The organism is Bacillus sp. J33 (assembly GCF_000518885.1).
GTDB lineage: Bacteria > Bacillota > Bacilli > Bacillales > Cytobacillaceae > Cytobacillus.
The window spans coordinates 17,731-41,809 of the sequence record NZ_JAEL01000049.1 but is presented as its reverse complement, the minus strand read 5'-3'; the positions used below and the strand labels follow the sequence as shown (position 1 = coordinate 41,809).

27 protein-coding genes and 1 pseudogene are annotated in these 24,079 nt (G+C 37.6%); 18 read left to right on the top strand and 10 right to left on the bottom strand.

Translation table 11 applies throughout. The features are described from left to right. On the bottom strand, nt 1-209 hold a 209-nt coding region (locus tag L634_RS0115260; protein WP_157452411.1), incomplete at its 3' end, for a helix-turn-helix domain-containing protein. Between the two features lie 72 nt (nt 210-281). Here L634_RS0115260 and L634_RS32280 point away from each other — a divergent pair. The 5 genes from L634_RS32280 (at nt 282) to L634_RS0115240 (ending at nt 6,555) form a co-directional block, all read left to right on the top strand. Next, complete coding sequence (locus L634_RS32280; RefSeq protein ID WP_051428347.1) at nt 282-1,175, top strand: hypothetical protein; 894 nt, start codon at nt 282-284, stop codon at nt 1,173-1,175. Nucleotides 1,176-1,214: 39 nt separating this feature from the next. After that, complete coding sequence (locus tag L634_RS32275) at nt 1,215-2,381, top strand: Mu transposase C-terminal domain-containing protein (protein WP_051428346.1); 1,167 nt, start codon at nt 1,215-1,217, stop codon at nt 2,379-2,381. Further along, nucleotides 2,365-4,089 (top strand): ATP-binding protein, encoded by a 1,725-nt coding sequence (locus tag L634_RS0115250; protein WP_026583187.1) that lies wholly within the window; start codon nt 2,365-2,367, stop codon nt 4,087-4,089. Before L634_RS32275 ends, L634_RS0115250 begins: the two co-directional genes overlap by 17 nt. Before the next feature lie 21 nt (nt 4,090-4,110). Then, nucleotides 4,111-5,994: a TnsD family Tn7-like transposition protein gene (locus tag L634_RS0115245; protein ID WP_026583186.1), complete on the top strand. Its 1,884-nt coding sequence runs from the start codon at nt 4,111-4,113 to the stop codon at nt 5,992-5,994. A gap of 198 nt (nt 5,995-6,192) precedes the next feature. Then, entirely contained in the window at nt 6,193-6,555 is a 363-nt protein-coding gene (locus tag L634_RS0115240) for an ankyrin repeat domain-containing protein (RefSeq protein WP_026583185.1), read from the top strand. Nucleotides 6,556-6,810: 255 nt separating this feature from the next. Here L634_RS0115240 and L634_RS0115235 read toward each other — a convergent pair whose 3' ends face one another. The 6 genes from L634_RS0115235 to L634_RS0115210 all read right to left on the bottom strand — a co-directional run bounded on the left by L634_RS0115235 (nt 6,811) and on the right by L634_RS0115210 (nt 10,994). Next, nucleotides 6,811-7,404, bottom strand: a complete 594-nt coding sequence (locus tag L634_RS0115235) for a redoxin domain-containing protein (RefSeq protein ID WP_026583184.1) — start codon at nt 7,402-7,404, stop codon at nt 6,811-6,813. Further along, nucleotides 7,397-8,023 (bottom strand): hypothetical protein, encoded by a 627-nt coding sequence (locus L634_RS32270; RefSeq protein ID WP_051428345.1) that lies wholly within the window; start codon nt 8,021-8,023, stop codon nt 7,397-7,399. Before L634_RS32270 ends, L634_RS0115235 begins: the two co-directional genes overlap by 8 nt. Continuing rightward, the gene (locus L634_RS0115225; protein WP_026583183.1) at nt 8,020-8,424 is read right to left on the bottom strand and encodes an OsmC family protein; all 405 of its coding nucleotides are present in this window, start codon (nt 8,422-8,424) and stop codon (nt 8,020-8,022) included. The genes L634_RS32270 and L634_RS0115225 overlap by 4 nt, the downstream gene beginning before the upstream one ends. Nucleotides 8,425-8,509: 85 nt before the next feature. Further along, a complete protein-coding gene (locus tag L634_RS0115220; RefSeq protein ID WP_026583182.1) occupies nt 8,510-9,580 on the bottom strand; it encodes a HAMP domain-containing sensor histidine kinase in 1,071 nt (356 codons plus the stop codon). Continuing rightward, a complete protein-coding gene (locus L634_RS0115215) occupies nt 9,567-10,265 on the bottom strand; it encodes a response regulator transcription factor (RefSeq protein WP_026583181.1) in 699 nt (232 codons plus the stop codon). Before L634_RS0115215 ends, L634_RS0115220 begins: the two co-directional genes overlap by 14 nt. A gap of 15 nt (nt 10,266-10,280) precedes the next feature. Further along, complete coding sequence (locus tag L634_RS0115210) at nt 10,281-10,994, bottom strand: cytochrome c biogenesis CcdA family protein (protein ID WP_026583180.1); 714 nt, start codon at nt 10,992-10,994, stop codon at nt 10,281-10,283. Nucleotides 10,995-11,428: 434 nt separating this feature from the next. On the opposite strand from L634_RS0115210, the gene L634_RS0115205 reads away from it, so the two are divergent. From L634_RS0115205 to L634_RS0115180, 6 genes are read left to right on the top strand one after another with little or no spacing between them, the layout of a single operon-like run. Next, nucleotides 11,429-12,001, top strand: a complete 573-nt coding sequence (locus L634_RS0115205) for a sulfurtransferase TusA family protein (protein ID WP_026583179.1) — start codon at nt 11,429-11,431, stop codon at nt 11,999-12,001. A 15-nt stretch (nt 12,002-12,016) separates the two neighbouring features. Further along, nucleotides 12,017-12,406: a DsrE/DsrF/DrsH-like family protein gene (locus L634_RS0115200; protein WP_026583178.1), complete on the top strand. Its 390-nt coding sequence runs from the start codon at nt 12,017-12,019 to the stop codon at nt 12,404-12,406. Nucleotides 12,407-12,418: 12 nt separating this feature from the next. Beyond that, nucleotides 12,419-12,655, top strand: coding sequence for a glutaredoxin family protein (locus L634_RS0115195; protein WP_026583177.1), 237 nt, complete (start codon nt 12,419-12,421; stop codon nt 12,653-12,655). 14 nt (nt 12,656-12,669) lie between these two features. Then, the gene (locus L634_RS0115190; RefSeq protein ID WP_026583176.1) at nt 12,670-13,806 is read left to right on the top strand and encodes an MBL fold metallo-hydrolase; all 1,137 of its coding nucleotides are present in this window, start codon (nt 12,670-12,672) and stop codon (nt 13,804-13,806) included. A gap of 14 nt (nt 13,807-13,820) precedes the next feature. After that, nucleotides 13,821-14,048, top strand: a complete 228-nt coding sequence (locus tag L634_RS0115185; RefSeq protein ID WP_026583175.1) for a sulfurtransferase TusA family protein — start codon at nt 13,821-13,823, stop codon at nt 14,046-14,048. Nucleotides 14,049-14,100: 52 nt separating this feature from the next. Further along, nucleotides 14,101-14,880: a sulfite exporter TauE/SafE family protein gene (locus L634_RS0115180; protein ID WP_026583174.1), complete on the top strand. Its 780-nt coding sequence runs from the start codon at nt 14,101-14,103 to the stop codon at nt 14,878-14,880. Here L634_RS0115180 and L634_RS33870 read toward each other — a convergent pair. Beyond that, nucleotides 14,877-15,053: a hypothetical protein gene (locus L634_RS33870; RefSeq protein WP_198029775.1), complete on the bottom strand. Its 177-nt coding sequence runs from the start codon at nt 15,051-15,053 to the stop codon at nt 14,877-14,879. The genes L634_RS0115180 and L634_RS33870 overlap by 4 nt on opposite strands. A gap of 121 nt (nt 15,054-15,174) precedes the next feature. Between L634_RS33870 and L634_RS0115170 the strand changes: the two genes are divergently transcribed. Then, on the top strand, nt 15,175-15,576 hold the full coding sequence (locus L634_RS0115170) for a DUF2892 domain-containing protein (protein ID WP_026583173.1): 402 nt from the start codon (nt 15,175-15,177) through the stop codon (nt 15,574-15,576). A 206-nt stretch (nt 15,577-15,782) separates the two neighbouring features. On the opposite strand, the gene hxlB is transcribed toward L634_RS0115170, so the two are convergent. After that, nucleotides 15,783-16,340, bottom strand: a complete 558-nt coding sequence (hxlB, locus tag L634_RS0115165; RefSeq protein ID WP_026583172.1) for a 6-phospho-3-hexuloisomerase — start codon at nt 16,338-16,340, stop codon at nt 15,783-15,785. Nucleotides 16,341-16,348: 8 nt separating this feature from the next. Next, nucleotides 16,349-16,981: a 3-hexulose-6-phosphate synthase gene (gene hxlA / locus L634_RS0115160; protein ID WP_026583171.1), complete on the bottom strand. Its 633-nt coding sequence runs from the start codon at nt 16,979-16,981 to the stop codon at nt 16,349-16,351. A gap of 211 nt (nt 16,982-17,192) precedes the next feature. Here hxlA and L634_RS0115155 point away from each other — a divergent pair, with 211 nt between their 5' ends. The 6 genes and pseudogenes from L634_RS0115155 to L634_RS31225 all read left to right on the top strand — a co-directional run bounded on the left by L634_RS0115155 (nt 17,193) and on the right by L634_RS31225 (nt 23,858). Further along, nucleotides 17,193-17,558, top strand: coding sequence for a winged helix-turn-helix transcriptional regulator (locus L634_RS0115155; protein WP_026583170.1), 366 nt, complete (start codon nt 17,193-17,195; stop codon nt 17,556-17,558). A 327-nt stretch (nt 17,559-17,885) separates the two neighbouring features. Beyond that, nucleotides 17,886-18,050 (top strand): hypothetical protein, encoded by a 165-nt coding sequence (locus tag L634_RS33450; RefSeq protein WP_157452410.1) that lies wholly within the window; start codon nt 17,886-17,888, stop codon nt 18,048-18,050. A 51-nt stretch (nt 18,051-18,101) separates the two neighbouring features. Next, nucleotides 18,102-19,556 (top strand): glucose-6-phosphate dehydrogenase, encoded by a 1,455-nt coding sequence (gene zwf, locus L634_RS0115145; RefSeq protein WP_026583169.1) that lies wholly within the window; start codon nt 18,102-18,104, stop codon nt 19,554-19,556. A 53-nt stretch (nt 19,557-19,609) separates the two neighbouring features. Then, nucleotides 19,610-20,503, top strand: a complete 894-nt coding sequence (gene gnd, locus L634_RS0115140) for a phosphogluconate dehydrogenase (NAD(+)-dependent, decarboxylating) (RefSeq protein WP_026583168.1) — start codon at nt 19,610-19,612, stop codon at nt 20,501-20,503. Nucleotides 20,504-20,552: 49 nt separating this feature from the next. Further along, the gene (locus L634_RS0115135; RefSeq protein ID WP_026583167.1) at nt 20,553-21,890 is read left to right on the top strand and encodes a glucose-6-phosphate isomerase; all 1,338 of its coding nucleotides are present in this window, start codon (nt 20,553-20,555) and stop codon (nt 21,888-21,890) included. A 702-nt stretch (nt 21,891-22,592) separates the two neighbouring features. Further along, nucleotides 22,593-23,858, top strand: a pseudogene (locus tag L634_RS31225) (MFS transporter). The last annotated feature ends 221 nt before the right edge of the window (nt 23,859-24,079 follow it).

Sequence of the window (24,079 nt, the reverse complement as noted above, 5' to 3'; positions counted from 1 at the left end):
GGATACTCTTCTAGCCAGGCAAGTATCCAGTCTTTATAGTGATCTAGTTTTTTCTTCTTTCCCAAAGGCTGTTCAGTATAGGCTCTTGCTTCATCGAATGTCATTTCTAAATACTTATAGACAGTCGGTCTTGAGATCTTAAGCTCCTTAGCGATTTGTGCTACTTTAAACTTTCTCTTATGTAATTCCTGAATCTTTATATATAACACTAACTTCTCCTCCAAAATCCTAACCTCCAGTAAAATAACGTCACGATCTATTTTACTAAAGTAGTAGGTTGATTGAGCAAAAGTGTAAAATCTTATCGAGCAAAAAGTGTCAACTTTATTCTAGCGTTTACACCATTTTTTCGTAAATATGAAGAAATAGTAATTGAGGCTGAAAAAGGGCATCTTAGGACGATTGAAATTGATCCCGATTTAAGGATGATTTCTCCCGACGAGGAATATTTAAATAAATTTAGAGCAAAAAGAGATGAAAAATGGGGGGTAATAAAGGATATAGTCATTCACGAGCCTGATGCCTACATACCAGAAAAACGTGGACCTCTAGTTTCCAGGATTGAAGATAGTACAGGAAAGAGCAGAAAGGTTATTTATGATTACCTTAAAAAATATTGGTTTTATGGAAAATCAATTAATGGTCTTTTAAATGATTATTTTGACTGTGGTGCACCGGGAAAAACAAGAAATATAACAAAAAAAACTGGCCCACGTTCAGCAGATGGAAATGACTTCATAGTAACGGAACAAGATAAAAAAATATTTGAAAAAGCAATTGAATTATTTCATGAAAAAGGAGGTATGGATATTACTGAAACACATCAACGCATGTGTGAAAAGTGGTATAGTGTCGGGAAAGTTCGTGAGCAAGGAGTGTTGGTATCAATTGTAAAGCCTGAAAAATCACCTTCTCTTAAACAATTCAGGACTTGGTATACAAAAAATTATTCAAAGTACGAAAGGCATTCAAAAAGAAGAGGAAAAAGAAAAGCTGAAATGGAAGTACGGGCTTTAATTGGGAATGCTGAGGCACAGGCACCTAGTGTAGGAGCATTATTTGAAATTGATTCAACTCCAGCTGATATTATTCTAGTCGCTGAGGATAGGGAAACTATATTAGGTTCACCAACTTTATATATGGTAAAAGATGTATTTAGTCGTTTGATAGTATGATTTCATATTACATGGTCTCATGCTTCATCAGTAGAGCAAATGGTTGCTATAGAAAATACTGCAACCAATAAAGTAGAATTTTGCAGAAGATATGGGATTGAAATTGAAGAAAGTGATTGGCCATGTGCACATCTACCTAGTATGATTTCTGGTGACCGAGGGGAACTAAAGGCGAGAATGTCGGAAAATCTGGTGAATATTAAAGTGAATGTTGCTAATGCCCCATCATATAGAGGTGACTTGAAACCATTTATAGAACAACATTTTAGATTAACAAATAAAAAAATTAGAGCACTTTTTACTAAGTTTGGAGCAAAACCGCCAAAGTTAATAGAACGCGGGGATAAAGACCCGGAACGAGATGCAGTTATGACTATTTTTGAGTTTACACAATTCATGATTATGCTAATTCTTACTTACAATAAAAGCGCATTACCTAAGGGTTATTTTTTAACACAGGAAATGTTTGAAGATAAAGTAGAGCTTACTCCATTGGGGGTATGGAATTGGAATAGAGGAAAAAAACTTTTACATCAAGAACCTCGTGACCTATTGCGTTATAACTTACTTCCTAAGGAAGGTGCAACAGTAACAAGGTGGGGGATAAAATGGCAAGGTATGTTTTACGCAAGTCCTCGTGGGATTAAAGAAGGTTGGTTTGTTGAAGGGTGTATAGATGGTGAAAAGAAAATAACACTTTCTTATGATCCAAGGAATGTAAGTAGCATTTTTATAAGGTTAAAAGACGGAAGCCTAGAACAATGTGTTCTTACAGATAAATATAAAGAATATGAGGGGTTACATTTAGAGGATGTAAAGGCCCTTATGAAATATAAAAAGGAACAGTTAGACAAAAAGAAAAAAGAAGAAAAACAACATAATGCTGTATTAAACGCATACTCCAAACAATTAGCTGAAAATGCAAAAAAGGAAACAAAGGATGCCACTAAGGGTATGAGTTATTATGAGAAGCAAAAGAACAAGAGAGAGACAAGAAAAGCAGAAGCTAGGACAAGAGCTAGCGAACATGCATGGACAACAACTTCGAATTCCAATATGGAAGATGCCTTTGGGCAAAAAGGCCAAGTTGTTGAATTTCCTTCGAAAAGTGAAACCAATAATTTAGTGGAACAACAAAGTGAAATTCAAAAGCGATTTAGTTCGAAAATTAATAATAGGAGGAGAAACCGTGAATCTTTGGAATGAGGGGATGGAAAGACTAGATGGCACTCATTGCATGGCAGAATATAAAGAGCAAGTTGTACCAGAAAACAGGGGCAATCCATTCATTGAGGCTATTCCCAACCGACTAGGTATAGACCAATTTATAGATACCCTTCATTCTTTACCTGAGTTTGATTCCAGTTTCTTAAAATTAGAAGCAGAAGACAGGTTATCTCTTGTGCAACAAATAAAACCCAGTTTTTGGTTGCCATTTCCTAGTCATTTCGATAAATATAGAGGTTTGTATAACATGATTAAGATTGGTTATCAATCGAGAAATCCACTTAATGCCATGTATAATCGTCAGTTTGCTATTGGCTGGGATGAAATCTATAAAAATGGAATAGATAGTGAAGGTAAAAATATCGCAGGAAACATTCAGACAGCTCAAAGTTTGGCTGAAATAGGGGTAAGTGGAGTTGGTAAAAGCAAGGTTTATGAAAGAATATTAAAACGGCTTTTTCCTCAAGTAATCCATCATAGTGAATATAAAGGCCGAAAGCTGTTAATGACGCAAGTAGTTTGGCTGCATATTGAGTGCCCTAGTGGAAAATCAGTTGGGGCATTGTGTAAAAACTTCTATGATAAAGTAGATGAATTACTAGGAAGTAATTTTTATCAAAAATATGGCGAGAAAGCTGGCAACACTGATGTATTGGCTAAGCGAATGGTTAAAGTAGCAGCCCAGATAAACCTTGGTGTTCTAATAATTGACGAAATACAAAATGTTCATAAGGCTCATTCCGGTGGAGATGAACGTATGATCAACTTTATTACTGAATTGGTAAATACAATTGGAGTACCTGTAATTATCATTGGAACCTTTAAGGCGTTGTATCTTTTTAATGATTCTTTTGCAAATTCAAGACGGGGAACTCCAGATAGTTATAGTGAAAATATTATGGACCTATTACCAGGAGATAGCTGGGAGTGGAATGAGCTTATTGAAAGTCTTTGGGACTTACAATATACATCCAGCTTCACTCCACTAACTGATGAACTTAAGCATTTAATGTATTATCATACTTTGGGAATACCTGACATAGCCGTGAAATTATTTATTCACGTCCAATCTAAGGCTATTTTAAATGGTGGTGATGAAAGAATAACACCCGCTTTAATTAATGAGGTTGCTTCCAAAAGTTTAAAGCTACTTCAAGAAAAATTTGAAAAAATTAGAAATGGTAATACATCAGCGTTAAAAGAGTTAGATGACATTAAGCCGAATTGGGGCTCTTTTAATGACTACATTAGGGAAATGTCCTTTCGTATGAAGGTACATGGAAAGATTGCTAATGACCACATACGCTCTTTACAGCAAAGGGACAAAGAGTCAATCCTTGAGGAACTGGTTAAGTTTGCATTGAATTTAGCAGAGAACCCTGAAATGGCAGAATATTTAGCGAATCAAGTGTATGAAGCAAGTGGTGGTATGGGAGATAAACAGAACATGTTTTCTCAGTTAGCTCAATTAGCACTGGAAGCTAATGGACAAATAGTAGCAAACAAGAAAGAAAATAATTCTTTACCTAAACAAAAAAAGACAAAGAAAACAAAACCTATGCTTGAGAAGAATGATATCCGGTTTATTGTCCAACAAGGACATAAAAAGGGGTTGTCTACTGAAGAGGCTTTAGAAGAAGCTCAGTTAATTAATGAATGTGAGGATTTACTTAGATTTTGTAATTAGTTGTTTATATGGGGGAAACGTATGAATAAAATTTTAAATTTTCCAGAGGGATATCCGGATGAGGATTTTAGAAGTGTTGTTTATCGTTACCATATAAGAGCAGGAAATGTAAGTATGGACGAAACAAACAACGAACTATTTGATGTAAAATCGGCAAAATTATTACAGTTCCCTAGAAAATTATCAACCCTATTGGAACAGTTACCTTTTGGGCATAACTTGACAGAAGACCATTTTCTATCAAACACATGGTTTCCTTTAATTAGCCCTTTTTTGCCTAAAGAAAGATTATCTTTAGTCTACAACGATATTTTAAATGGTGATGGACCAAAGTATGTAGGACGCATTGTAAGTCAAAGGCAGTTGCCTATATTATCTAAGGAAATAAAATACTGTCCTTTATGTGTGGAACAAGATTATGAAGTATATGGTGAAAGCTATTTACACTTAAGTCACCAATTGTCATTTATTAAAATATGTCCAAAACATAAAGTAACCCTTTATGAATCGTGCCCTGATTGTGGGAGCAGTTATTCAAATAAAGAACAAGGTAGTCTTACTGTAATACCATGCTGTAAAGGCATTGAAATACAGCACGAAAGTGTGGACGAAGTTGAGGAGTTGAAAATAAAGCTAAAGAATGAAATGGTCTATTTTAGAAACAATTCATTTAACCTAAGCCATGGTATGCTCCATAGTAAAATAATGATTTTGCTTGGAGCCAAGGGCTACATCGATATTAAAGGAAATATTGAAAAACAACGTCTTATAAAGGATTTGGAGGGATATTATAAAAGAGATTTCTTAAATGAAATTGTAGGGTCTAAAGATACATATCTTTTGACTAAGACAAGCCTTTATAACTTTCTGAACCCCGACCAGATGACTAGGTTTATATTATTGTATTTTCTTGTAATTTTGTTTTTATCGGGATCAGTAAAAAATTTTTTAGATGTGCTTGAAACATTTTCTTGCCCTATTCCGTTTGGAACTGGACCATGGGAGTGTTATAACTCAATCTGCTCTTCTTACGAGATTGGGCTGCCAATAATAAAGTGTAAAAGAACTTACATCTATAAAGGAAACTTTAAAGGGTATTTCTTATGCCCAGTTTGTGGTTATGAGTATGCACGTAAGTGGTCTCTTACAGACAAGGAAAATGATAAAATTAGTGTCACGGAGATGGGACATTTATGGCAGATGAAAGTTAAAAGGTTATTTGATGACGGGTATAAAATACCTTACATTGCTAAGATACTTAAAAGCAAGGAAAGTCGAGTGAGGAGTTTCATAAAGAAAATAGATATGAATGTAGTAGAAACTAAAATTGATGCTACAATCGAAAATTTAAAGGTAAGAGAATTATATAGAGCGAAGGTTAAAACTCTATTAGAAACTAATGATAATTTTAAACGCATTGATATAAAAAGGCGGGCATATAAGGAGTACCGGTGGTTAATTAAAAATGATAATGAATGGTTTAATCTTGTTTTACCACCTTCGCGCGGGAAAAGGCAACCATTAGATTATGAAGCGGTAGATATTGAGTTAATTTCAAAAGTGAGAAAGGCAGCTGAAAAGGTTTATGCTATAAATCCACCCACTCGAATTAAAGCGACTTCCATAATAAATAAACTTAACCCTACAGATAGAAGTAGAATAAATAATTACCATAATAAATTACCTGGAACTATAAAAGAGTTAGGATTGCTTGTAGAATCCATTGATGAATATCAAATACGCCATACTCCTGTACTTTTCTCTAAAATAATGAATTCAGGTGAATATAGAAGGGTAACTTTTAAAAGCCTTTGTTCCCATCGAAAGTCATATAATAAATGTACGGCTGAAACACGAAAAAAAATTGAGGAGATATTGAATGAATTACAGAAAAATAATCCGTAGGTAATTATTATGATATTGGGCAATTAAAGTTGTTATTTACGGCAGGATGTTCTTTGGATGTAAAAAAATGTATTCGCAAGGAGTTACTAGTGGTATATGATTTTAGAAGCAGTTATGCTACTTAATTTAATTCCAAAGGTGAGCCCATCATATTGTAAGGTACAGAATGGGTTGCATTAAAAAAGAGGCTGGTTTCTAATGGAGTATTTAAATTTATTGGATAGTAATGATGCTAACGGTTTAGATGAATATTTAAGAAAATACAATATAAACGAGGAGTATAAAGGTCAAAGTCTTTTATATTGGGCAGTTCACAGAAATAATTATAAATGTACTAAATATTTGATCCATCATGGTGCGGATGTGAATCATTGTGACCGTTTAGGCAGAACTCCATTGATGATTGCATGTTATTTTGGTTTTACTGAAATTGCATCCTTTCTGATAGAAAACGGTGCAGATATGGATGGTTGTATAGAGAGAGCAAAACACGGTTGGGATGGTCATAAACAAACGGAAATTATTGAGTTGCTAAAGCATTGGAAGAAGGATGTTGAGTAATTTCAAAATAAATAAATAACAGGGCAATAGTACAACTAAGAGGCGGTTTTTTCAGTCCTTTTTTATTCGTTAACGGAGCAGCGCTCCTGAAGTGTCTAAGCATACAAAGAAGATAGGTGGGGAAATCAACTGCCCGTAAAGTTACGATTGATGAGATAAGAGTTTTCTTGGGCTTGCAGACCTTAGAAAACTCAACTAGGCTCGCGTAGTTAACCATCAGTGGGTGATGAAGGAACCTCCCACTGATGGAAGTTTTCACTTTATGTCCTTCGTTAGACTTTCCATCATAGCTTCGTCCATGGGCCCCATAATTTTCTTTGTTATGACCCCATTTGAATCAATAATATAGCTCGTCGGGATCGAGAAGGCTTGGTATTGCATGCCGATTGATCCTTCTTCATCAAGAGGTATCTCAAACGTAAGACCGTATTCTTTCACAAAGTTCTCTATTTGAGATTTGCCTTTATCGATATCCGTAAGGTTCACAGCTAGGATTTCAATTCCCTTTTCTTTATTGTTCTCGTAAAAGTTTTGCATATGTGGCATTTCAGCCTTACAAGGCGGACACCACGTCGCCCAAAAATTTAAGATAACCGTTTTTCCTCGATAGTCAGATAGTTTGACTGAATCCCCAGACAGAGTGGTTAATTCAAAGTCGGGTGCTATTTTCCCTTCCTGTACTTCTGAAAGATCAACGCCTGGAATATTCTCACTTTCGGGAACCACATTTTCCTTAGCTAAACCGGTTGTTGTGGTGTTTTCTTCGCTTGAGAATGGTTTCCAAATGTTTACAAATGCAATAACAACAGCAAGTACAAGGATAGCGATAGATAAAAAGTTTTTATTCAATAGAACGAGCCTCCTTGGATATTTTTTTAGAAAGTATAAATATGGTAAGGCCTATCCAGATGAACGTTAATACCTCAATAGAAACAATCGTCTGAAAAACACTTATCATCAAAAGATCGATTAGGAAAAATAAAATGAACACTCTACCCGATACCAGGTTCTCATTCTTTTTGCTGTACAGCAGGTAAAAGAGAAAGCTTACGAGTATTACGAGATGACCAAGGGCTTCGATATAATTTTTTTCTAAGGCATTCATTATTACTTCATAGCACATGAAATAAAGCAAAAATAGCCTATAAGATTCCTTATATATGGAAGGGGATTTCTTAAATGCAAACATGACTAAATATACAGATAGAACAACCAATCCCATGATGTGTCCATTCAGCCCGCCATTAAAATAAACAATCGAGAGAGGCATGTCTAAGAACATCTTTAAATGAAATACAATATAGCTAAGTTTCCATATAAGAAAATAAAGAAAAAAACCATTCCAAAACCAATCACTCGTTTTTTTTCCTGTAAACACCCTATTTAATATCGAAGCAATCAAAAGTGCACTAACTGCGGCAATCCATACTGTTGGAGCCGATAAGTTGCCAATTTGAAAATAGTTCATTGGCTATTCTCATTTATAGGGATCGCTGTAATCGTAAACTTGATATCAATGGTTTGAATGACAGACTGAATCATCCCACAGTTTTTAATAACTAGATCTGCAATCTTTTCAGCTTGTTCCCGTGTAAAGGCATTTTCTGTTTGAACATAAGCTATAAAGGCAAGTTGTTCAAATCGATTTGCTTTTTCGGGATTTCTTACAGAGGAGACCTCTATTTCGAGTTTTTGATAAGAAATTCTTTTTTTAAAAAGAATATTCCGGAGTAAGGTTCCGCTGCAACCGATTAATGATGAGACAAACAGTTCAAATGGACGGTACCCATTTGCCTCACTGGGTGAAACAGATATCTCACCAAACCCTAAATTCCCTCTAATATGGTCACGTTCAATGGTGAATTTCATATGTATTTGGACACTCCTTTCAGCCTCATTATGACTTCCATTTATTAAGGAATGATGAAGAAGGCAAATACCAATTTGTTTTAGATTAGGAAATAGCAGCGGACTTCAGGGGAAGTTCAATCCAAAAGGTGTGATGGGTGCCATCTGTATGAATTCCCATGGAACCAACGTGGGCGGTAATAATGCTTTTTGAGATTGCGAGACCAAGACCCGCACCATCCGATTTCACACTTCTTGATTCGTCTTGACGATAGAAGCGTTCAAAAATTAACTGTTTTTTTTCGGGATCAATGAATTGACCAGTATGAGTAAAGGTAATGGAATAGGTTTCATTTTTTCTTGTCCCATTTATGGAAAGAGTATCTCCCGTGTTATAATTGACTACATTTTGAAGAATGTTGGTGAAAACTTGTGTGAGTCCGTCTTTATTTCCATATAATTGGGCCTGTTCAATCACTATATTGATTTCTGTCATTTGATCCTCCAGCTTCAATTGAAAAGGGGTAATGGCTTCACTTAACACTTTGTCAATCGCGATAGGATGAAATTGTTTTTCTGAAAAATAATTTCCATGATTCCAAGAATTTAATTCTGTAATTAATTCAACTATTCTAGTAATTCGTCGTGATTCTTCAAGCAGGGAACCGAATAATTCCGGATCTCCATCCATCACTCCATTTTGGAGAGCTTCCAGATATCCATTTATATTCGTTAAGGGGGTACGTAGCTCATGGGCAATATCCCGCAGCATTTCCTCCCGTTGTTCTTGCACCGAGTAAAGGGTTTGTGTCATAGAATTGAAGTTTTCGATTAACTCCTTTAATTCGCCTGAAGTATGTATGTTGATTTGGGAGGGAGTTTTCCCTTCCTTGATTTCACTTGCTGCTTTTGAAAGATGTTTGATAGGACCTACGGTTTTTTTTACCGTAATATAGTGGAACAGTCCTGCGACAATAAAAGCGAGTATTCCCACTTTCCAAAGAAAACCATTCAACGTATCAACAAGCTCTTTTCCAACGATTTGTTGTGAATTCACTAAATAACAGGCATAGTCCTTAACAGATAAACCGGCTAGAAGAATGACCAATAAAATGACAATGCTATTTACAGCTACAAGTCTTGAAAATACATTGGACATTTTTTTATAAAGCCACAAATTTATACCCCATTCCTCTTACGGTTTGAATATAGTCTTTTGGTGTTTTTTCCTTTATTTTTTCACGTAAATGTTTAATGTGGACATCAATGGTCCTGTCGGATACGCTCTTTTCATTGTTTTCATAGATAAATGAAAGAATTTGTTCTCTTGATAACACTTGGCTAGGATGCTGCATGAGTGTATGAAGCAGTTTAAATTCAAAATGAGTTAATTCTAGCTTCTCCCCGTTTATCCATGCTTCTCCTTTTGCAGGTTTAATCGTAAAACCTGTAAAGGTCAGCTTCCCACATCTACTAGCTGTTCTTCTTAAGACAGCTTCTACTCTTACCATTAATTCCGCAGGGCTAAAAGGTTTGACAACATAATCGTCGGCTCCTAATTTGAAGCCTTTGATTCGTTCCTTTTCAGACACTTTTGCTGTAAGCATGATTATAGGCATCATACTTTTTAAGTCCTCTCGAGCCCATCTGCATATTTCTTCCCCACTGATCTCAGGGAGCATGAGATCTAGAATTAACATACAAGGGTCTAGTTCTTCAATTTTTTGCTTTGCTTCCAATCCATTTACTGCTTCAATGACTTCATATCCATCCTTCAATAAATAAATTTTGACGAGTTGACGAATTTTAGGGTCATCTTCCACAACCAAAACTGATTTACCAATCAGACTTTTTTGATTCATGCTTGCTCAACCTTTCTATAGTTCAAATAAACTATATGCTGACAGCCATGCACTGATTTTCTGCATTTGACCGCTTAATACAAGAAAACCAAGCATAACCATGATCATTCCATTTGCAAACGCAAGTTTTGATAAGTATTTATTTATTTTTTTCATTGTTTGTAATGAATAAGAAATAACGATGGAAATAATAAAAAATGGTATCGCCATTCCTAGAGAAAATGCACCCAATAGGATGACACCTTGTGATAAAGTATCCGATGAACTTGCTAATAAAAGAATAGAGGAGAGGGCCAGTCCAACGCAAGGGGACCAGCCACTTGCAAAAGCCATACCTAATAAAACCGAGCTGAATATACTTTTTGATTGAGATTCCTGTTGTATTCTTTTTTCCTTCATCAAAAATTTGAATTTTAGCAGCCCTGCCATCTGCAATCCAAAAATAATGATGAGTAAACCAGCAATCTGCATAATGATCATTCGATAATTCATTAGTATTTTTCCAATAAAGCTTGCTGAAGCTCCAAGTGCAATAAAAATAATGCTAAACCCAATAATAAATCCAATCGATCTAAAATAGAGCTTTTTCTGATTCACCTGCACTTTTGAATCTTCGATTTTCCCCCCTGTTAAATGGGTAATATAGGCTGGTAATAAGGGAAATACACAAGGGGAGAAAAAGGATAGGACTCCTCCTACTAAGGCAAAAAATATTCCAATATCATTCATTATGACTCACTCCTTTTAGGTTCAATATGATTGGAGTTTGTTAAGGTTTGATTAATAAACGGAAAGTTATTAAGAGTCGGTAAGAACAAACCGATACTAATTATTTATTTCCTAGCCTCTAAGAATGGAGTTTTTTATGCTTCCAGCAAAGAAAAGAGCATCCTTTTTCGGGTACAAGGCTTCTTGCCTTTATTTGGTTGTATGGTAGGGGTATATTTGAAAGTTTTAATACAAAATCTAAAATGTAATGTAGTCTCTTAACCAAAGGAGGTTTAATGGATATATTACCCAACAATGTTTCGCGAAAGGGTGTTTTAAGAACAATAAATAATGGGAATAGCCATTAAAGGGCATTCAAATTAGACTTTTAAGCTGAAAAAAATATCCCGCGGGATATTTTGAACTCTTAACTAAACTTGAAAGGAGAGATAAACATGGAAGTTACGGTAAATAGAGTTTTGGATGCCAAGGGGCTGGCTTGCCCTATGCCCATCGTAAAAACAAAAAAAGAGATGAATTCACTTGATCCTGGTCAAATTATGGAGATACAAGCAACGGACAAAGGCTCAACTGCCGATCTTAAAGCTTGGGCATCCAGCACCGGTCATCAATATCTAGGCACTGTTGAAGAAGGGGATACGTTAAAACATTATATACGGAAAGCACGTTCTGAAGAAGAACAGCCAGAAGCAAAACATCCAGATGTGGTAGGCCTGGATGAATTATCAAAAGCCCTGGACGGAAATGAGAAAATTACGGTATTGGATGTAAGAGAGCCGGCTGAATATGCCTTTGGTCATATACCTGGTTCTGTGAATATACCGCTTGGAGAGTTAGAAGAGCGCTTTGAGGAACTAAACAATGCAGAGAACCTGCATGTTATATGCAGAACTGGAAGCCGCAGCGACTTCGCAGCACAAAAATTAAGTGAAAAGGGTTTTACAAATGTGAAAAATGTGGTCCCCGGTATGAAGGACTGGACAGGATCTGTGGAAAAACACCAGTAATGAGGAGGAAAAGGAATGAAAGTTGCGATTATTGCTTCAAACGGCGGGAAGTTCGATGCCTATAAAGTGTTCAATATTGCTACGGCTGCTGCAGCAACAGATGCTGAAGTCGGGATCTTTTTTACATTCGAAGGGTTAAATCTGATTCACAAGGAAGCACATAAAAGTTTGCCTATGCCTAGTGGAACTGAACACTTTGAAGAAGGTTTTAAAAAGGCAAATGTCCCCCCAGTGGAAGAGCTCGTTTCTATGGCAAGTGAAATGGGTGTAAAGATGATTGCATGCCAAATGACTATGGACGTAATGAGCCTAGAGAAAGAGCAATTTGTGGAGGGGATCGACGTTGGCGGTGCAGTCACTTTCTTGTCTTTTGCAAGAGATGCTGATGTCACACTAACTTTCTAAAGGAGAAATGGTATGAGCAACCAGGTAACGGTTTATACAACAGATACTTGTCCTTATTGTGCTATGGTTAAAAATTTCTTAATGGAAAAAGGAGTTTCATTTAACGAAGTGAACGTCCAACAAGACCCCGAAGCTGGACAGAAGCTGGTTGAAACAACTGGGCAGAAGGGAGTTCCCCAAATCGAAATAAACGGAGAATGGGTTCTTGGTTATGACCCTGAAACCATCACAAATTTATTGGGAAAATAAAGGAGGGGAAACATATGGGTAACGAACAAGGTGTAAAAACCATAACAGTGAAAGAATTGGCACGAAAGGTTATCAACCATGAAGAACTTTTTATTATTGATGCCCGCAATACAGATGATTTTGATGACTGGAAGATTGAAGGACGAAATATTGAAATCATCAACACGCCTTACTTTGAACTATTGGAAGGGGCAGACCCTATCGTAGAGAAACTCCCAAAGGAGAAGGAAATCTACGTAATCTGTGCGAAAGGCGGCTCATCTCAATTTGTTGCTGAACAAATTATCGAAGCCGGATTTAGTGATGTATATTCTGTTGAAGGCGGAATGAAAGCCTGGAGTGAACATCTTGAACCCGTTAAGATCGGTGGCTTGAAAGGTGGGGGAGCGATTTACCAATTTGTCCGAATTGGCAAGGGCTGTCTGTCCTACCTTATCCAATCCAATGGGAATGCAGCCATAATCGATACAAATCGAATGCTCGGTCCATATGAGGATATGATTAAGGAGCAGAACCTGAAACTGACTCATGTGCTGGACACGCATTTACATGCTGACCATATATCCGGGGGGCCAAAAATAGCCGAAAATCATGGAGCAACCTATTATCTTCCACCAAAAGATGCTGGGGAAGTAATGTTCCAATACACCGAGGTCAACGACGGAGATGTGTATCAGGTAGGAACTACAAACATTAGGGCTTTATATTCGCCGGGGCACACAATTGGCAGCACATCCTATGTCATTGACGATCAATATCTGTTGACCGGTGATATCTTATTTATTGATTCGATTGGCCGTCCGGACCTTGCAGGGAAGGCAGAGGATTGGGTCGGAGATTTAAGGCAGACCTTATATAAGCGCTATAAAGAGTTAACAGATGAACTATTGGTATTGCCAGCCCATTATATGAGCATCTCGGAAATGAATGATGACGGAAGCATTTCCGAAAAATTAGGTATTCTCTATCAACAAAACCATGGGCTAAACATTACGGATGAAAATGAATTCAGAAAAACAGTGACCGAAAACTTGCCACCCCAGCCAAATTCCTATCAGGAAATCCGTGAGACCAATATGGGGAAAATTTCACCTGAGGAAGAAAGGCAAAGAGAAATGGAAATCGGTCCAAACCGATGTGCCGTTAGGTAAAGGAGGATATTTCCATGGACGTAACAAAAGTATTGGATGCAAAAGGATTGGCATGTCCTATGCCGATAGTTAAGACTAAAAAGGAAATGGATACCTTGAGTCCAGGGGATATCCTGGAGGTTCATGCAACCGACAAAGGAGCAAAAAATGATCTAACTGCATGGGCTCAAGCGGGAGGACATGAATTAATAAAAGATGAGGAAGATAACGGTGTCTTTAAATTTTGGTTGAAGAAAGGGTAAGCTGAGGTAACCCTAAGGTTACCCTTCCCCTTTTGAACGGAGGATCAGGTAAGTGGAAGTTACCTTTATAATCGTTATATTTTTAATAGGGTTCATTGGTTCGTTTATTTCCGGGATGGTAGGGATTGGTGGATCTATCATAAAGTATCCAATGCTATTATACATTCCGCCAATATTTGGATTGGCAGCCTTTAGCGCTCATGAAGTTTCAGGAATAAGCGCGGTACAAGTTTTCTTTGCAACCATTGGCGGAGTATGGGCTTACCGAAAAGGTGGATACTTGAACAAAACATTAATCGTTTATATGGGTTTCGCAATCCTTATTGGGAGTTTTATAGGGGGATACGGATCCAAGCTGATGACCGAGAATGGGATTAACTTTGTATATGGCATCCTTGCTTTGATTGCTGTAGTGATGATGTTTCTCCCAAAAAAAGGATTGGATGATATTCCTCCCGATCAAGTCAAATTTAATAAGTGGTTTGCAGCAGGTTTGGCTTTGGCAGTGGGAATCGGAGCAGGGATTGTGGGAGCCGCAGGTGCGTTTATTCTGGTCCCAATCATGCTCGTGGTCTTGAAAATTCCGACAAGGATGACCATTGCCACCTCTTTGGCCATTACATTTATTTCTTCAATTGGTGCCATGGTAGGAAAAATAACAACGGGTCAAGTTGAATATTATTCAGCCGCAATCATGATTGTAGCAAGTTTAATTGCTTCACCTCTTGGGGCAAATGCCGGGAAAAAAATAAACACCAAAATCCTTCAATGGATTTTGGCGCTGTTAATTCTGGCTACTTCCATTAAAATTTGGTCCGATATTTTACTCTAACAATGCATTTTTGATTCAATATACATTTCCAGTGCAGGATGGTATTCCTTTTTAAAATGATTATTTGGACACGTTTTAACTACTACCGAGAATAAAGTATTTGATTGATCGGTACGTAAAACTTTATGACAGGCAGGACATTTTTCATTAAATAATGATTTTAAAAAATTCATGAGTAATCCTCCTAAATATAAATTCCTAAATTCCTATTCGTATACTGGGTATTATAAGGGGATTGATTAGAAAACTCAATGGATTAAATCACCATATTGTGTAAGGAGAGGAGACCTTTTTATGAAAAACATACTTCCAGCAACTACGAACAAGGTAAATTTAAATACCAGTCATGAAATAAATTATGAGATTAATAAAGAAACGCTACAGAATATTAGGAAATACTTCGGGAAAAGCGAAGAAGAAATCAACCGGCGCATAGAGGAACTAAATCATGAGTGGGATACCGAACGAGTATTGGAGCTTAATATGGCTACGATTGCAGCAGCCTCCTCTGTTCTAGGATTGTTTCATAATAAAAAATGGATGGCTTTGTCGGGAATAGTAAGTGTGTTCATGATCCAACATTCTTTACAAGGCTGGTGCCCTCCATTGTCCATTATTCGACGTTTAGGGGTAAGAACCGCATCAGAAATCATGAGGGAAAAAGAAGCTTTGGCAAAATTGAAACAAAAGGTATAACTAATAACATCACATAGCTTAGTGGTTTGTATTTTGCCCATGAAGGTATTGTGGGCTTTTTTATATTCACAAGGCAAGCGTTATATCCGGTCGGGTATGTTTTGCAATTTTTCACTTGGCTGCGTTAGTTTAGGGGAGTTTCAGATATTTTAATAGAAATGAAAGACCGCATAACAATGCGGTCTTTCCTAGCGTTATATTTAGGTTTATTCAAGATTGGCATGTTTACCATACATTTTATTGGAATCTAAATCTTTTTTCTCCATAAAACGCAGGATCACGGAATCATAAAATAACAACATCGTTTGTTCGAATAGGGATCCCATTGGCTGAATGGTTTTGTAATCACCTTCAGACTGGTCTTTCGTTACCCCAGGTAATTTGACAATCATATCAGCCAATTTTCCAATGGTGGATTCGGGAGAAATGGTGATAGCTGCTACTTTACCTCCTAAGCTTTTGGCTTTTTCGGCAATGGCAACCAACGTTTTGGTTTCTCCTGATCCTGAACCAATAATTAATAGATCGCCCTTTTCTAGGTTGGCTGTTACGGTTTCTCCAACCACATAGGCATCAATCCCCATGTGCATCATTCGCATCACAAAAGCTTTACCCATAAGTCCAGATCTGCCCGCGCCAGCCACAAATATTTTCTTGGATTCTAAAATTTGGTTTACTAACTCTTCAGCTTGTTCATCAGAGATTAAGTGTCCCGTTTGACTTAATTCTTGTACCACTTCGGCTAAATATTCAGTAGTCTTCATAAATTCAATTACCCTTGTTTAATTAATTCTTGCATTTCGCGTGCTGCAGCTTTTTTATCATCCTTGCTTGTGATGCCGCCGCCTACGATAACTAAATCTGGCTGTTGTTTAATAACTTCAGGAAGTGTTTCTAGTTTGATTCCGCCTGCGATGGCCGTTTTAGCATTTGATACAACGCTTTTAATGGTTGCTAGGTCTTCGAAAGAATTCTTTCCAACAGCTTGCAGGTCGTAACCAGTGTGAACGCAGATATAATCAACGCCAAGTTCATCCAGTTCTTTTGCACGGGAAGCAATATCTTTTACCGCAATCATATCAGCGAGGATTTGTTTCCCTTGTTTTTTAGCTTCTTCTACTGCGCCTTTAATGGACTCGTCTTCTGCCGCTCCCAGAATCGTAATGATGTCAGCACCGGAAGCAGATGCCTGGCTCACTTCATATCCAGCTGCATCCATGATTTTCAAATCAGCTAATACAGTTAAGTTTGGAAAAGCAGCTTTTACTTCCTTCACTGCTTTAAGGCCTTCATTAATAACCACAGGTGTGCCAATTTCTACAACATCAATATGCGCTTCTACCTCTTTTACTACTTCAAGGGCTCCAGGAATATCGACTAGATCTAATGCTAATTGTAATTTCATTAAGTTCTCTCCTTCTAGATGATTTATCTGTTTTACTTTGTGCCTAATAGTTCATAAAAACATGTGTAAATATTTCCTTTTGAAATTCTATTTACTCACCAGCACATTCCTCAGTATACTGAGTATGCATTAAAATGAAAAGTACGCATTTTTTTCGCATATAGTGTTAAAAAGTATACTATAGGTTAAAATAAGGGTGGAGGTTTGATATATGCCAAATTTAGGAGAGAAAAGCTTCAATTGTGAAAAAGAACTTACGCTTGCGATAATTGGCGGTAAGTGGAAAATGTTAATTTTATGGCATTTAGGCAAGGAAGGAACAAAACGCTTTGGTGAATTAAAGGCCCTTATGCCAGGGATTACCCAAAGGATGCTTGTAAACCAATTACGCGAACTTGAAGAGCATTTAATCATACATCGTGAAGTGTACCCTGTCGTTCCGCCAAAAGTGGAATACTCATTAACGGAGCATGGAAAAAGCCTTTTGCCGATTTTAGATGGCATGTATAAGTGGGGCAAAGGTTATATTGAGAATGTATTGGAAAAGGAAACAACTAAGGGAACTGACGATCAATAAGCCAGTATCTTTTCATCCTGTAAATCAATCATAACTTGCCACGTGCTAGCCATTTTAACCGTGATGACTGTGAATTTAAAGAATAAAGAAATGACACTATATGAAATAAAATAGTATTAAAAGCCTTGAACAGCGATCTTTCCATGAATGCTGCTCAAGGCTTTTTACGTTCACCTCATAGTATTTTCTTTACACTATGTTCTCCATTTGTAACTATATGCAAAAAAAGTACGTACTTCACAAGAGTGGAATATGCGTAATATACTATTTTAGCAAAGCGATGCGAACCCTCGTTAGCAAGCTGTTTGCACGAAAGGAGAGGTTCTAATGAAAAATCACAAAGGGAAAAAACATTGGGTTTGTGAAAGATGTTTAACCTTTACTTCTAATAATAAACAATGTCCAACATGTGGATATACCCATTTAAGTGAAATGACAATCTGCTCCTATACGGGGAAAAGCAAACAAAATACAAGCGGCAAAACAGGGTAAAGGATAAATGCTGCAGGGATTAATGTTTGTTCAAGAAAGGAAGGTATTCCAATGGACTCTATGACATTTGTATTATTTGGGGCATCGGGGGATTTGGCGAAAAGAAAAATCTTCCCTGCCCTGTTTAATTTGTATCGGAGCCAAAAGCTGCCACAGTCTTTTTCAGTAATTGGCGTAGGAAGAGATGAGTTTTCTGATGGCGAATTTCAATCAAGGGTCATCGATTCCTTGTATACATTTTCCAGACATTTGGTGAATGATAAATCTAAAAAAGAAGAGTTCGTGAAGGCGTTTCGCTATTGTCAGTTAGATTTCACACATACTGAAAGCTATCAGAAATTACTAGAACTCGTTCAGCAAAACGAAAAAGAACGAAATATTGATGGGAATCGGATGTTCTATTTATCGGTGGCTCCTGAGTTTTTTGATGTTATTGCCATGAACATCAAGAAAAGTGGATTGGGCATAACAAATGGATGGAAACGATTGATTATCGAGAAACCCTTTGGCCATGACCTGAAATCTGCCCAGGAATTAAACGAAAAACTAAGCAAAGCTTTTGAAGAAGAAGAAATTTACCGGATCGATCATTATTTAGGAAAACCGATGGTCCAGAACCTTGAAGCCCTAGCCTACGCTAACCCTGTATTGCAATCCTTGTGGAACAATCGATTCATTGCGAACGTGCAAATTACGGCAAGTGAAACCGTAGGGGTTGAAGAAAGAGCTGGTTATTATGACAAGGCTGGGGCCATTCGCGATATGGTTCAAAACCACATGCTGCAATTGTTAATGATGACGGCCATGCATTTGCCTAAACGGATTTCCGCAAACGATATTCGCAACGAGAAAAGAAAAGTCCTGGAAGCTTTACGTCCATTACAAAGGGATACAGTAGGGGTGCATGTTATCAGGGGTCAATATGGGGTCGGAGAAATAAACGGCCATCCTGCAGCTGCCTATAAAGAGGAACCTGGCGTGGATGCTTCCTCGCAAAATGATACCTTTATTGCGGCTCGTCTATGGGTTGATAATTCCTTCTGGGACGGGGTTCCCTTTTATATTCGCACTGGAAAGAGGATGGCAGAAAAAGCAACAAAGATTGTCATTGAGTTTAAAAATCCGTTAAAGGATTCATATACTTCTGAAATGGAACAAATCGAACCAAATCTATTAACCATCAATATCTTTCCAAATGAGGGCATATCGCTCCAGCTCAATAGCAAAAATCCAATCAGCGGAAAAACGGAACCGATCACAGTCGACTTTTCGTCAAGTCTTCAAGATGTACCTGAAGCGTATGAACTATTGCTATTTGATGCACTTGCTGGAGATTCAACATTTTTTGCTCATTGGAACGAGGTAGAACGTTCCTGGAAGTGGGTAGACCCAATTTTAGAGGCGTTTCAAGAGAATAGAGTTCCCCTTCATATCTATCCATCTGGATCCATGGGGCCGGAGGCTGCTCATCAATTGCTGGAAGCAGATGGATATAAATGGTGGTAAAAGAATCTATAAAAAGAGAAACAGTTTTAACAAAGATTTAGGAGGAATAAAGCATGAAAGTGGGATTAATTGGATTAGGAAAAATGGGACTAAACATAGGGAAAAATTTAATCGATCATAAACACGATGTCGTCGCGTTCGACCTTCATACAAGTGCGGTGGAAGAAATGAAAAATTACGGAGCCGATGGAGTATCTAATTTACAAGACCTTGTTCAGAGATTGGAAAAACCACGTGTTCTCTGGCTGATGATCCCTCACTCTGTGGTCGATTCCGTTCTTGGTGAGCTAACACCCCTTTTAAGGGAAGGAGATATCGTGATTGAAGCAGGTAATTCTCATTATAAGGAATCCATCCGCCGGTATAACCTCTTAAAAGAAAAGGGGATCCAGTTTATGGATGTCGGAACATCTGGCGGGATGGAAGGCGCACGGAACGGTGCTTGCTATATGATTGGCGGAGATCGTGAAACATGGAATATCGTTGAATCTATTTTTAGGGATACAGCCGCAGAAAACGGATATTTATATGCCGGACAAGCTGGCAGCGGCCATTTCCTGAAGATGGTTCACAATGGAATTGAGTATGGAATGATGGCCGCGATTGGAGAAGGTTTTGAGGTATTGGAAAAAAGCAGCTTTGAGTTCGATTACGAAGAGGTAGCAAGGGTTTGGAATCATGGTTCCGTGATTCGATCCTGGTTGATGGAGTTAACTGAGAATGCATTTTCCAAAGACGCTAAACTGGATGGAATTAAAGGGGTTATGCACTCATCCGGGGAAGGAAAATGGACAGTTGAAACAGCTTTAGACCTGCAAGCTGCCACTCCCGTCATCGCCATGTCGTTATTAATGCGCTATCGCTCCCTAGACAATGATACGTTTACAGGCAAAGTCGTATCTGCTTTGCGAAATGAATTTGGCGGACATGCTGTGGAGAATAATTGACCCGCTAAAAATAGATAAGAGTAACCCTATGCAGGAGGAAATATAAAATATGACGATTTCGTTTGATTATACCAATGCGTTGCCATTTATGAAAAACAGTGAAATAGAAGGATTCAGTGAATTTGTAAAAGTGGCACATGGAATGCTTCATGAAAAGAAAGGTCTCGGTTCCGATTTTCTTGGGTGGGTTGATTTGCCACTCACCTATGATAAAGAAGAATTTTCACGTATTAAACAGGCTGCCAAGCGAATACAGAATCAATCAGATGCCTTAATTGTTATTGGGATTGGTGGTTCTTATTTAGGCGCAAGATCGGCTATTGAGGCTTTGTCTCATACATTTCATAATAAAATGAAAGGTAAGACACAAGTTTATTATGCGGGGAATAATATTAGTTCCACCTATATCACTCATTTATTGGAGCATATAGAAGGAAAAGATATATCGGTCAATGTGATTTCTAAATCAGGAACAACTACCGAGCCTGCCCTGGCCTTCCGCATCTTCCGTAACTATCTGGAACAAAAGTATGGCAAGGAAGAAGCAAGAACACGTATTTTTGCCACTACTGACCAGGAAAAAGGGGTATTAAAAAAGCTGGCTGACGAAGAAGGCTATGAAACATTTGTCATTCCGGACGATGTTGGCGGAAGATATTCTGTGCTAACTGCAGTAGGCCTCTTACCCATTGCTGTCGCTGGACTGGATATCGATCAAATGATGGCAGGGGCGACATCTGCTGCTCGTAAGTATAATAATCCAGAGTTAATGACAAATGAATGCTACCAATATGCTGCAGTACGAAATGCGCTCTACAATAAAGGGAAAGCAATCGAATTACTGGTGAATTATGAGCCATCTCTTCATTATATATCCGAATGGTGGAAACAACTATTTGGGGAAAGTGAAGGAAAAGATCAAAAAGGTCTGTTTCCTGCTTCCGTCGATTTTTCAACCGATTTACATTCAATGGGCCAATATGTACAGGAAGGCAGACGAAACCTTATTGAAACGGTTTTACAAATTAAGAAACCCAACATAGAAATGACGATTGGAGAAGATCTAAACAATCTTGATGGCTTAAACTTCCTAGCAGGAAAAACAATGGATAAAGTCAACAAAAGTGCGTTTCAAGGGACGCTTTTGGCCCATGTTGATGGAGGAGTACCCAATTTAGTAATTGAGCTCGATGAAATGAATGAGTACACATATGGTGAATTGGTTTATTTTTTCGAGAAGGCTTGTGGGATAAGTGGCCATCTATTAGGAGTAAATCCATTTGATCAGCCGGGAGTTGAAGCATATAAAAAGAATATGTTTGCTTTACTTGGCAAACCAGGTTATGAAATGGAGAAAATGGCATTGCTGGAACGCCTATCCTTATAAAAATATAAATTTATAGTAAAAGGTTATATAAAAATTAGGGTGCTCTATGAAAATTTTTAATACTATTTTAAACGTTGGTATTATTTATTAGAATAGTTATTATTATCCCGAGAATTACTCCCTTTTAATGTTAGTTTGTTAACGGAAGCTCCTAAGCTTCCGTTTTTTTTGCCTTTCAAGAGCAATTTAGAACAAGGTTCTCTAAAACTTAAAAATAAATGAAAGGATAATTAACATAGGCATAGTAACGATTTCATTATGTGTTACACACCCTTTAGTTCTTTGGATAAACTACCCGTTTGTAAATAAGCCGTACTTAATAAGTGTGTATAAAAATTAGTCTACATACAATATCTCTCAGATTAATAATATATAACAAGCTATAAATATACTGTCGAATTATAAATGAATTAATTGCCAGAAACATTTAGGATGCTGAAAAAGTTAGAGGACCACAAAACAGAAGCTTTTATTAAAGGTGCGGTAAATTTATTAGTATAAAAAGCAAAAGGGTTGACACCTCTTTTTATTTTTATTAAGGTTAATACCCATACGGGTAATCCTAATAAAGAATAGTATTCCTGCCTGGGATTTGGTGTGGTCAGGTTTAGCATTGGCTAGACACATTCAAATTGCAATATTATGAGTTATTAGTTATCAAAAAAACTTGGAAAAATATCCATGTGAGAAGGAGTGATTGAGGTGAAAACAGTAGATGATACGATTCGGGACTACTTAGAATCTCCCGATGAACTGCAAAAGTTATATAGACGCGTATTAATTGTAGTGAGTTTATCACAAATTTTTGGTGGCGCAGGTTTAGCTGCAGGCATTGCTGTTGGTGCGTTGCTGGCTGAGCAAATGCTTGGAACCGATGCGTTCGCAGGAATACCAATAGCTTTATTTACTTTGGGGTCTGCGGGAGCAGCTTTGATAGTAGGAAGGCTTTCTCAACGCTATGGACGCAGAACAGGGCTTACAGCAGGATTTATAATCGGGGGGCTTGGTTCGATTGGAGTTGTGGTTGCAGCACTGATCAATAGTGTTCTTTTATTATTTGCCTCTCTTCTAATCTATGGTGCAGGCACAGCAACTAATTTACAAGCCCGTTATGCTGGAACCGATTTGGCAAATAAAAAACAAAGGGCAACTGCCGTCAGCATGACATTGGTTATGACAACATTTGGGGCCGTTGCTGGTCCTATTTTAGTTGAACCATTGGGTATATTTGCCCTTTCTATTGGAGTCCCGGCCCTTGCCGGCCCATTTATTTTGGCAGCGGCAGCTTTTATCTCAGCAGGTCTTTTACTTTTTATTATGCTTCGTCCAGATCCATTGGATATTGCAAAAAAGATAGAAGAGTACAAACTTGAACATAGGTTTAATGACTCAGAACCTGTTGATATAAAAATAAATAAAAGAGGCGTTATAGTTGGTGCCACCGTTATGGTGCTTACCCAAATTGTGATGGTTGCCATCATGACCATGACTCCTGTGCATATGCAACATCATGGGCATGGCTTAAGGGAAATCGGTCTCGTTATTGGTTTTCACATTGGTGCCATGTAACTTCCATCACTCTTCACGGGAATTCTTGTTGATAAAATAGGACGAACAGCAATGAGTTATGCTTCTGGGATTACATTATTACTGGCTGGTTTATTAGCAGCAATTGCACCAAGTGATTCTATGACTCTCTTAGTTATTGCGCTGTCGTTACTTGGATTGGGATGGAATTTTGGCTTAATTAGCGGGACAGCACAAATTATAGATTCAACAGAACCTTTTACACGTGCAAAGACGCAGGGAACTGTCGATGTCTTGATCGCTTTGGCCGGGGCATCCGGAGGAGCGATTTCCGGGATGGTCGTTGCAAATTCAAGTTATACAACATTGTCATTAGCCGGAGGGTTATTATCCTTATTACTTATCCCAGTTGTATTATGGTCCCGTGGGGGTAAATTATAATTAGAGTTTAAAATTTATCAGCACCTCCAACCTACGGGTACCTTAAAACAATTAATGACCAATAGGGTGCCGGGACAAAGGGTACTGTGGCTGATAGTTAGTTAAAACTTTTAACAATCAGAAGTCCCGATTACAAAAAATATACCCCTGCCAGTTTATTTATATAGATGATGGGAAAAAGAAAAAAGTATGTAAGTAAAGACGAAGTGTTGTATTAAAAG

Excerpts from the sequence above, each read along its gene's own strand:
- L634_RS0115135 (WP_026583167.1), top strand. The coding sequence starts at position 20,553 with ATGACGATTTCGTTTGATTATACCAATGCGTTGCCATTTATGAAAAAC.
- L634_RS0115200 (WP_026583178.1), top strand. The coding sequence starts at position 12,017 with ATGAAAGTTGCGATTATTGCTTCAAACGGCGGGAAGTTCGATGCCTAT.
- hxlB (WP_026583172.1), bottom strand. The coding sequence starts at position 16,340 with ATGAAGACTACTGAATATTTAGCCGAAGTGGTACAAGAATTAAGTCAA.
- L634_RS0115195 (WP_026583177.1), top strand. The coding sequence starts at position 12,419 with ATGAGCAACCAGGTAACGGTTTATACAACAGATACTTGTCCTTATTGT.
- L634_RS33870 (WP_198029775.1), bottom strand. The coding sequence starts at position 15,053 with ATGAATTTTTTAAAATCATTATTTAATGAAAAATGTCCTGCCTGTCAT.
- zwf (WP_026583169.1), top strand. The coding sequence starts at position 18,102 with ATGGACTCTATGACATTTGTATTATTTGGGGCATCGGGGGATTTGGCG.
- L634_RS32270 (WP_051428345.1), bottom strand. The coding sequence starts at position 8,023 with ATGAACTATTTTCAAATTGGCAACTTATCGGCTCCAACAGTATGGATT.
- L634_RS32275 (WP_051428346.1), top strand. The coding sequence starts at position 1,215 with ATGGTTGCTATAGAAAATACTGCAACCAATAAAGTAGAATTTTGCAGA.
- L634_RS0115190 (WP_026583176.1), top strand. The coding sequence starts at position 12,670 with ATGGGTAACGAACAAGGTGTAAAAACCATAACAGTGAAAGAATTGGCA.
- L634_RS0115245 (WP_026583186.1), top strand. The coding sequence starts at position 4,111 with ATGAATAAAATTTTAAATTTTCCAGAGGGATATCCGGATGAGGATTTT.
- L634_RS0115205 (WP_026583179.1), top strand. The coding sequence starts at position 11,429 with ATGGAAGTTACGGTAAATAGAGTTTTGGATGCCAAGGGGCTGGCTTGC.
- L634_RS0115215 (WP_026583181.1), bottom strand. The coding sequence starts at position 10,265 with ATGAATCAAAAAAGTCTGATTGGTAAATCAGTTTTGGTTGTGGAAGAT.
- L634_RS0115185 (WP_026583175.1), top strand. The coding sequence starts at position 13,821 with ATGGACGTAACAAAAGTATTGGATGCAAAAGGATTGGCATGTCCTATG.
- L634_RS0115240 (WP_026583185.1), top strand. The coding sequence starts at position 6,193 with ATGGAGTATTTAAATTTATTGGATAGTAATGATGCTAACGGTTTAGAT.
- L634_RS0115225 (WP_026583183.1), bottom strand. The coding sequence starts at position 8,424 with ATGAAATTCACCATTGAACGTGACCATATTAGAGGGAATTTAGGGTTT.
- L634_RS0115170 (WP_026583173.1), top strand. The coding sequence starts at position 15,175 with ATGAAAAACATACTTCCAGCAACTACGAACAAGGTAAATTTAAATACC.
- L634_RS0115210 (WP_026583180.1), bottom strand. The coding sequence starts at position 10,994 with ATGAATGATATTGGAATATTTTTTGCCTTAGTAGGAGGAGTCCTATCC.
- L634_RS33450 (WP_157452410.1), top strand. The coding sequence starts at position 17,886 with ATGAAAAATCACAAAGGGAAAAAACATTGGGTTTGTGAAAGATGTTTA.
- L634_RS0115155 (WP_026583170.1), top strand. The coding sequence starts at position 17,193 with ATGCCAAATTTAGGAGAGAAAAGCTTCAATTGTGAAAAAGAACTTACG.
- hxlA (WP_026583171.1), bottom strand. The coding sequence starts at position 16,981 with ATGAAATTACAATTAGCATTAGATCTAGTCGATATTCCTGGAGCCCTT.
- gnd (WP_026583168.1), top strand. The coding sequence starts at position 19,610 with ATGAAAGTGGGATTAATTGGATTAGGAAAAATGGGACTAAACATAGGG.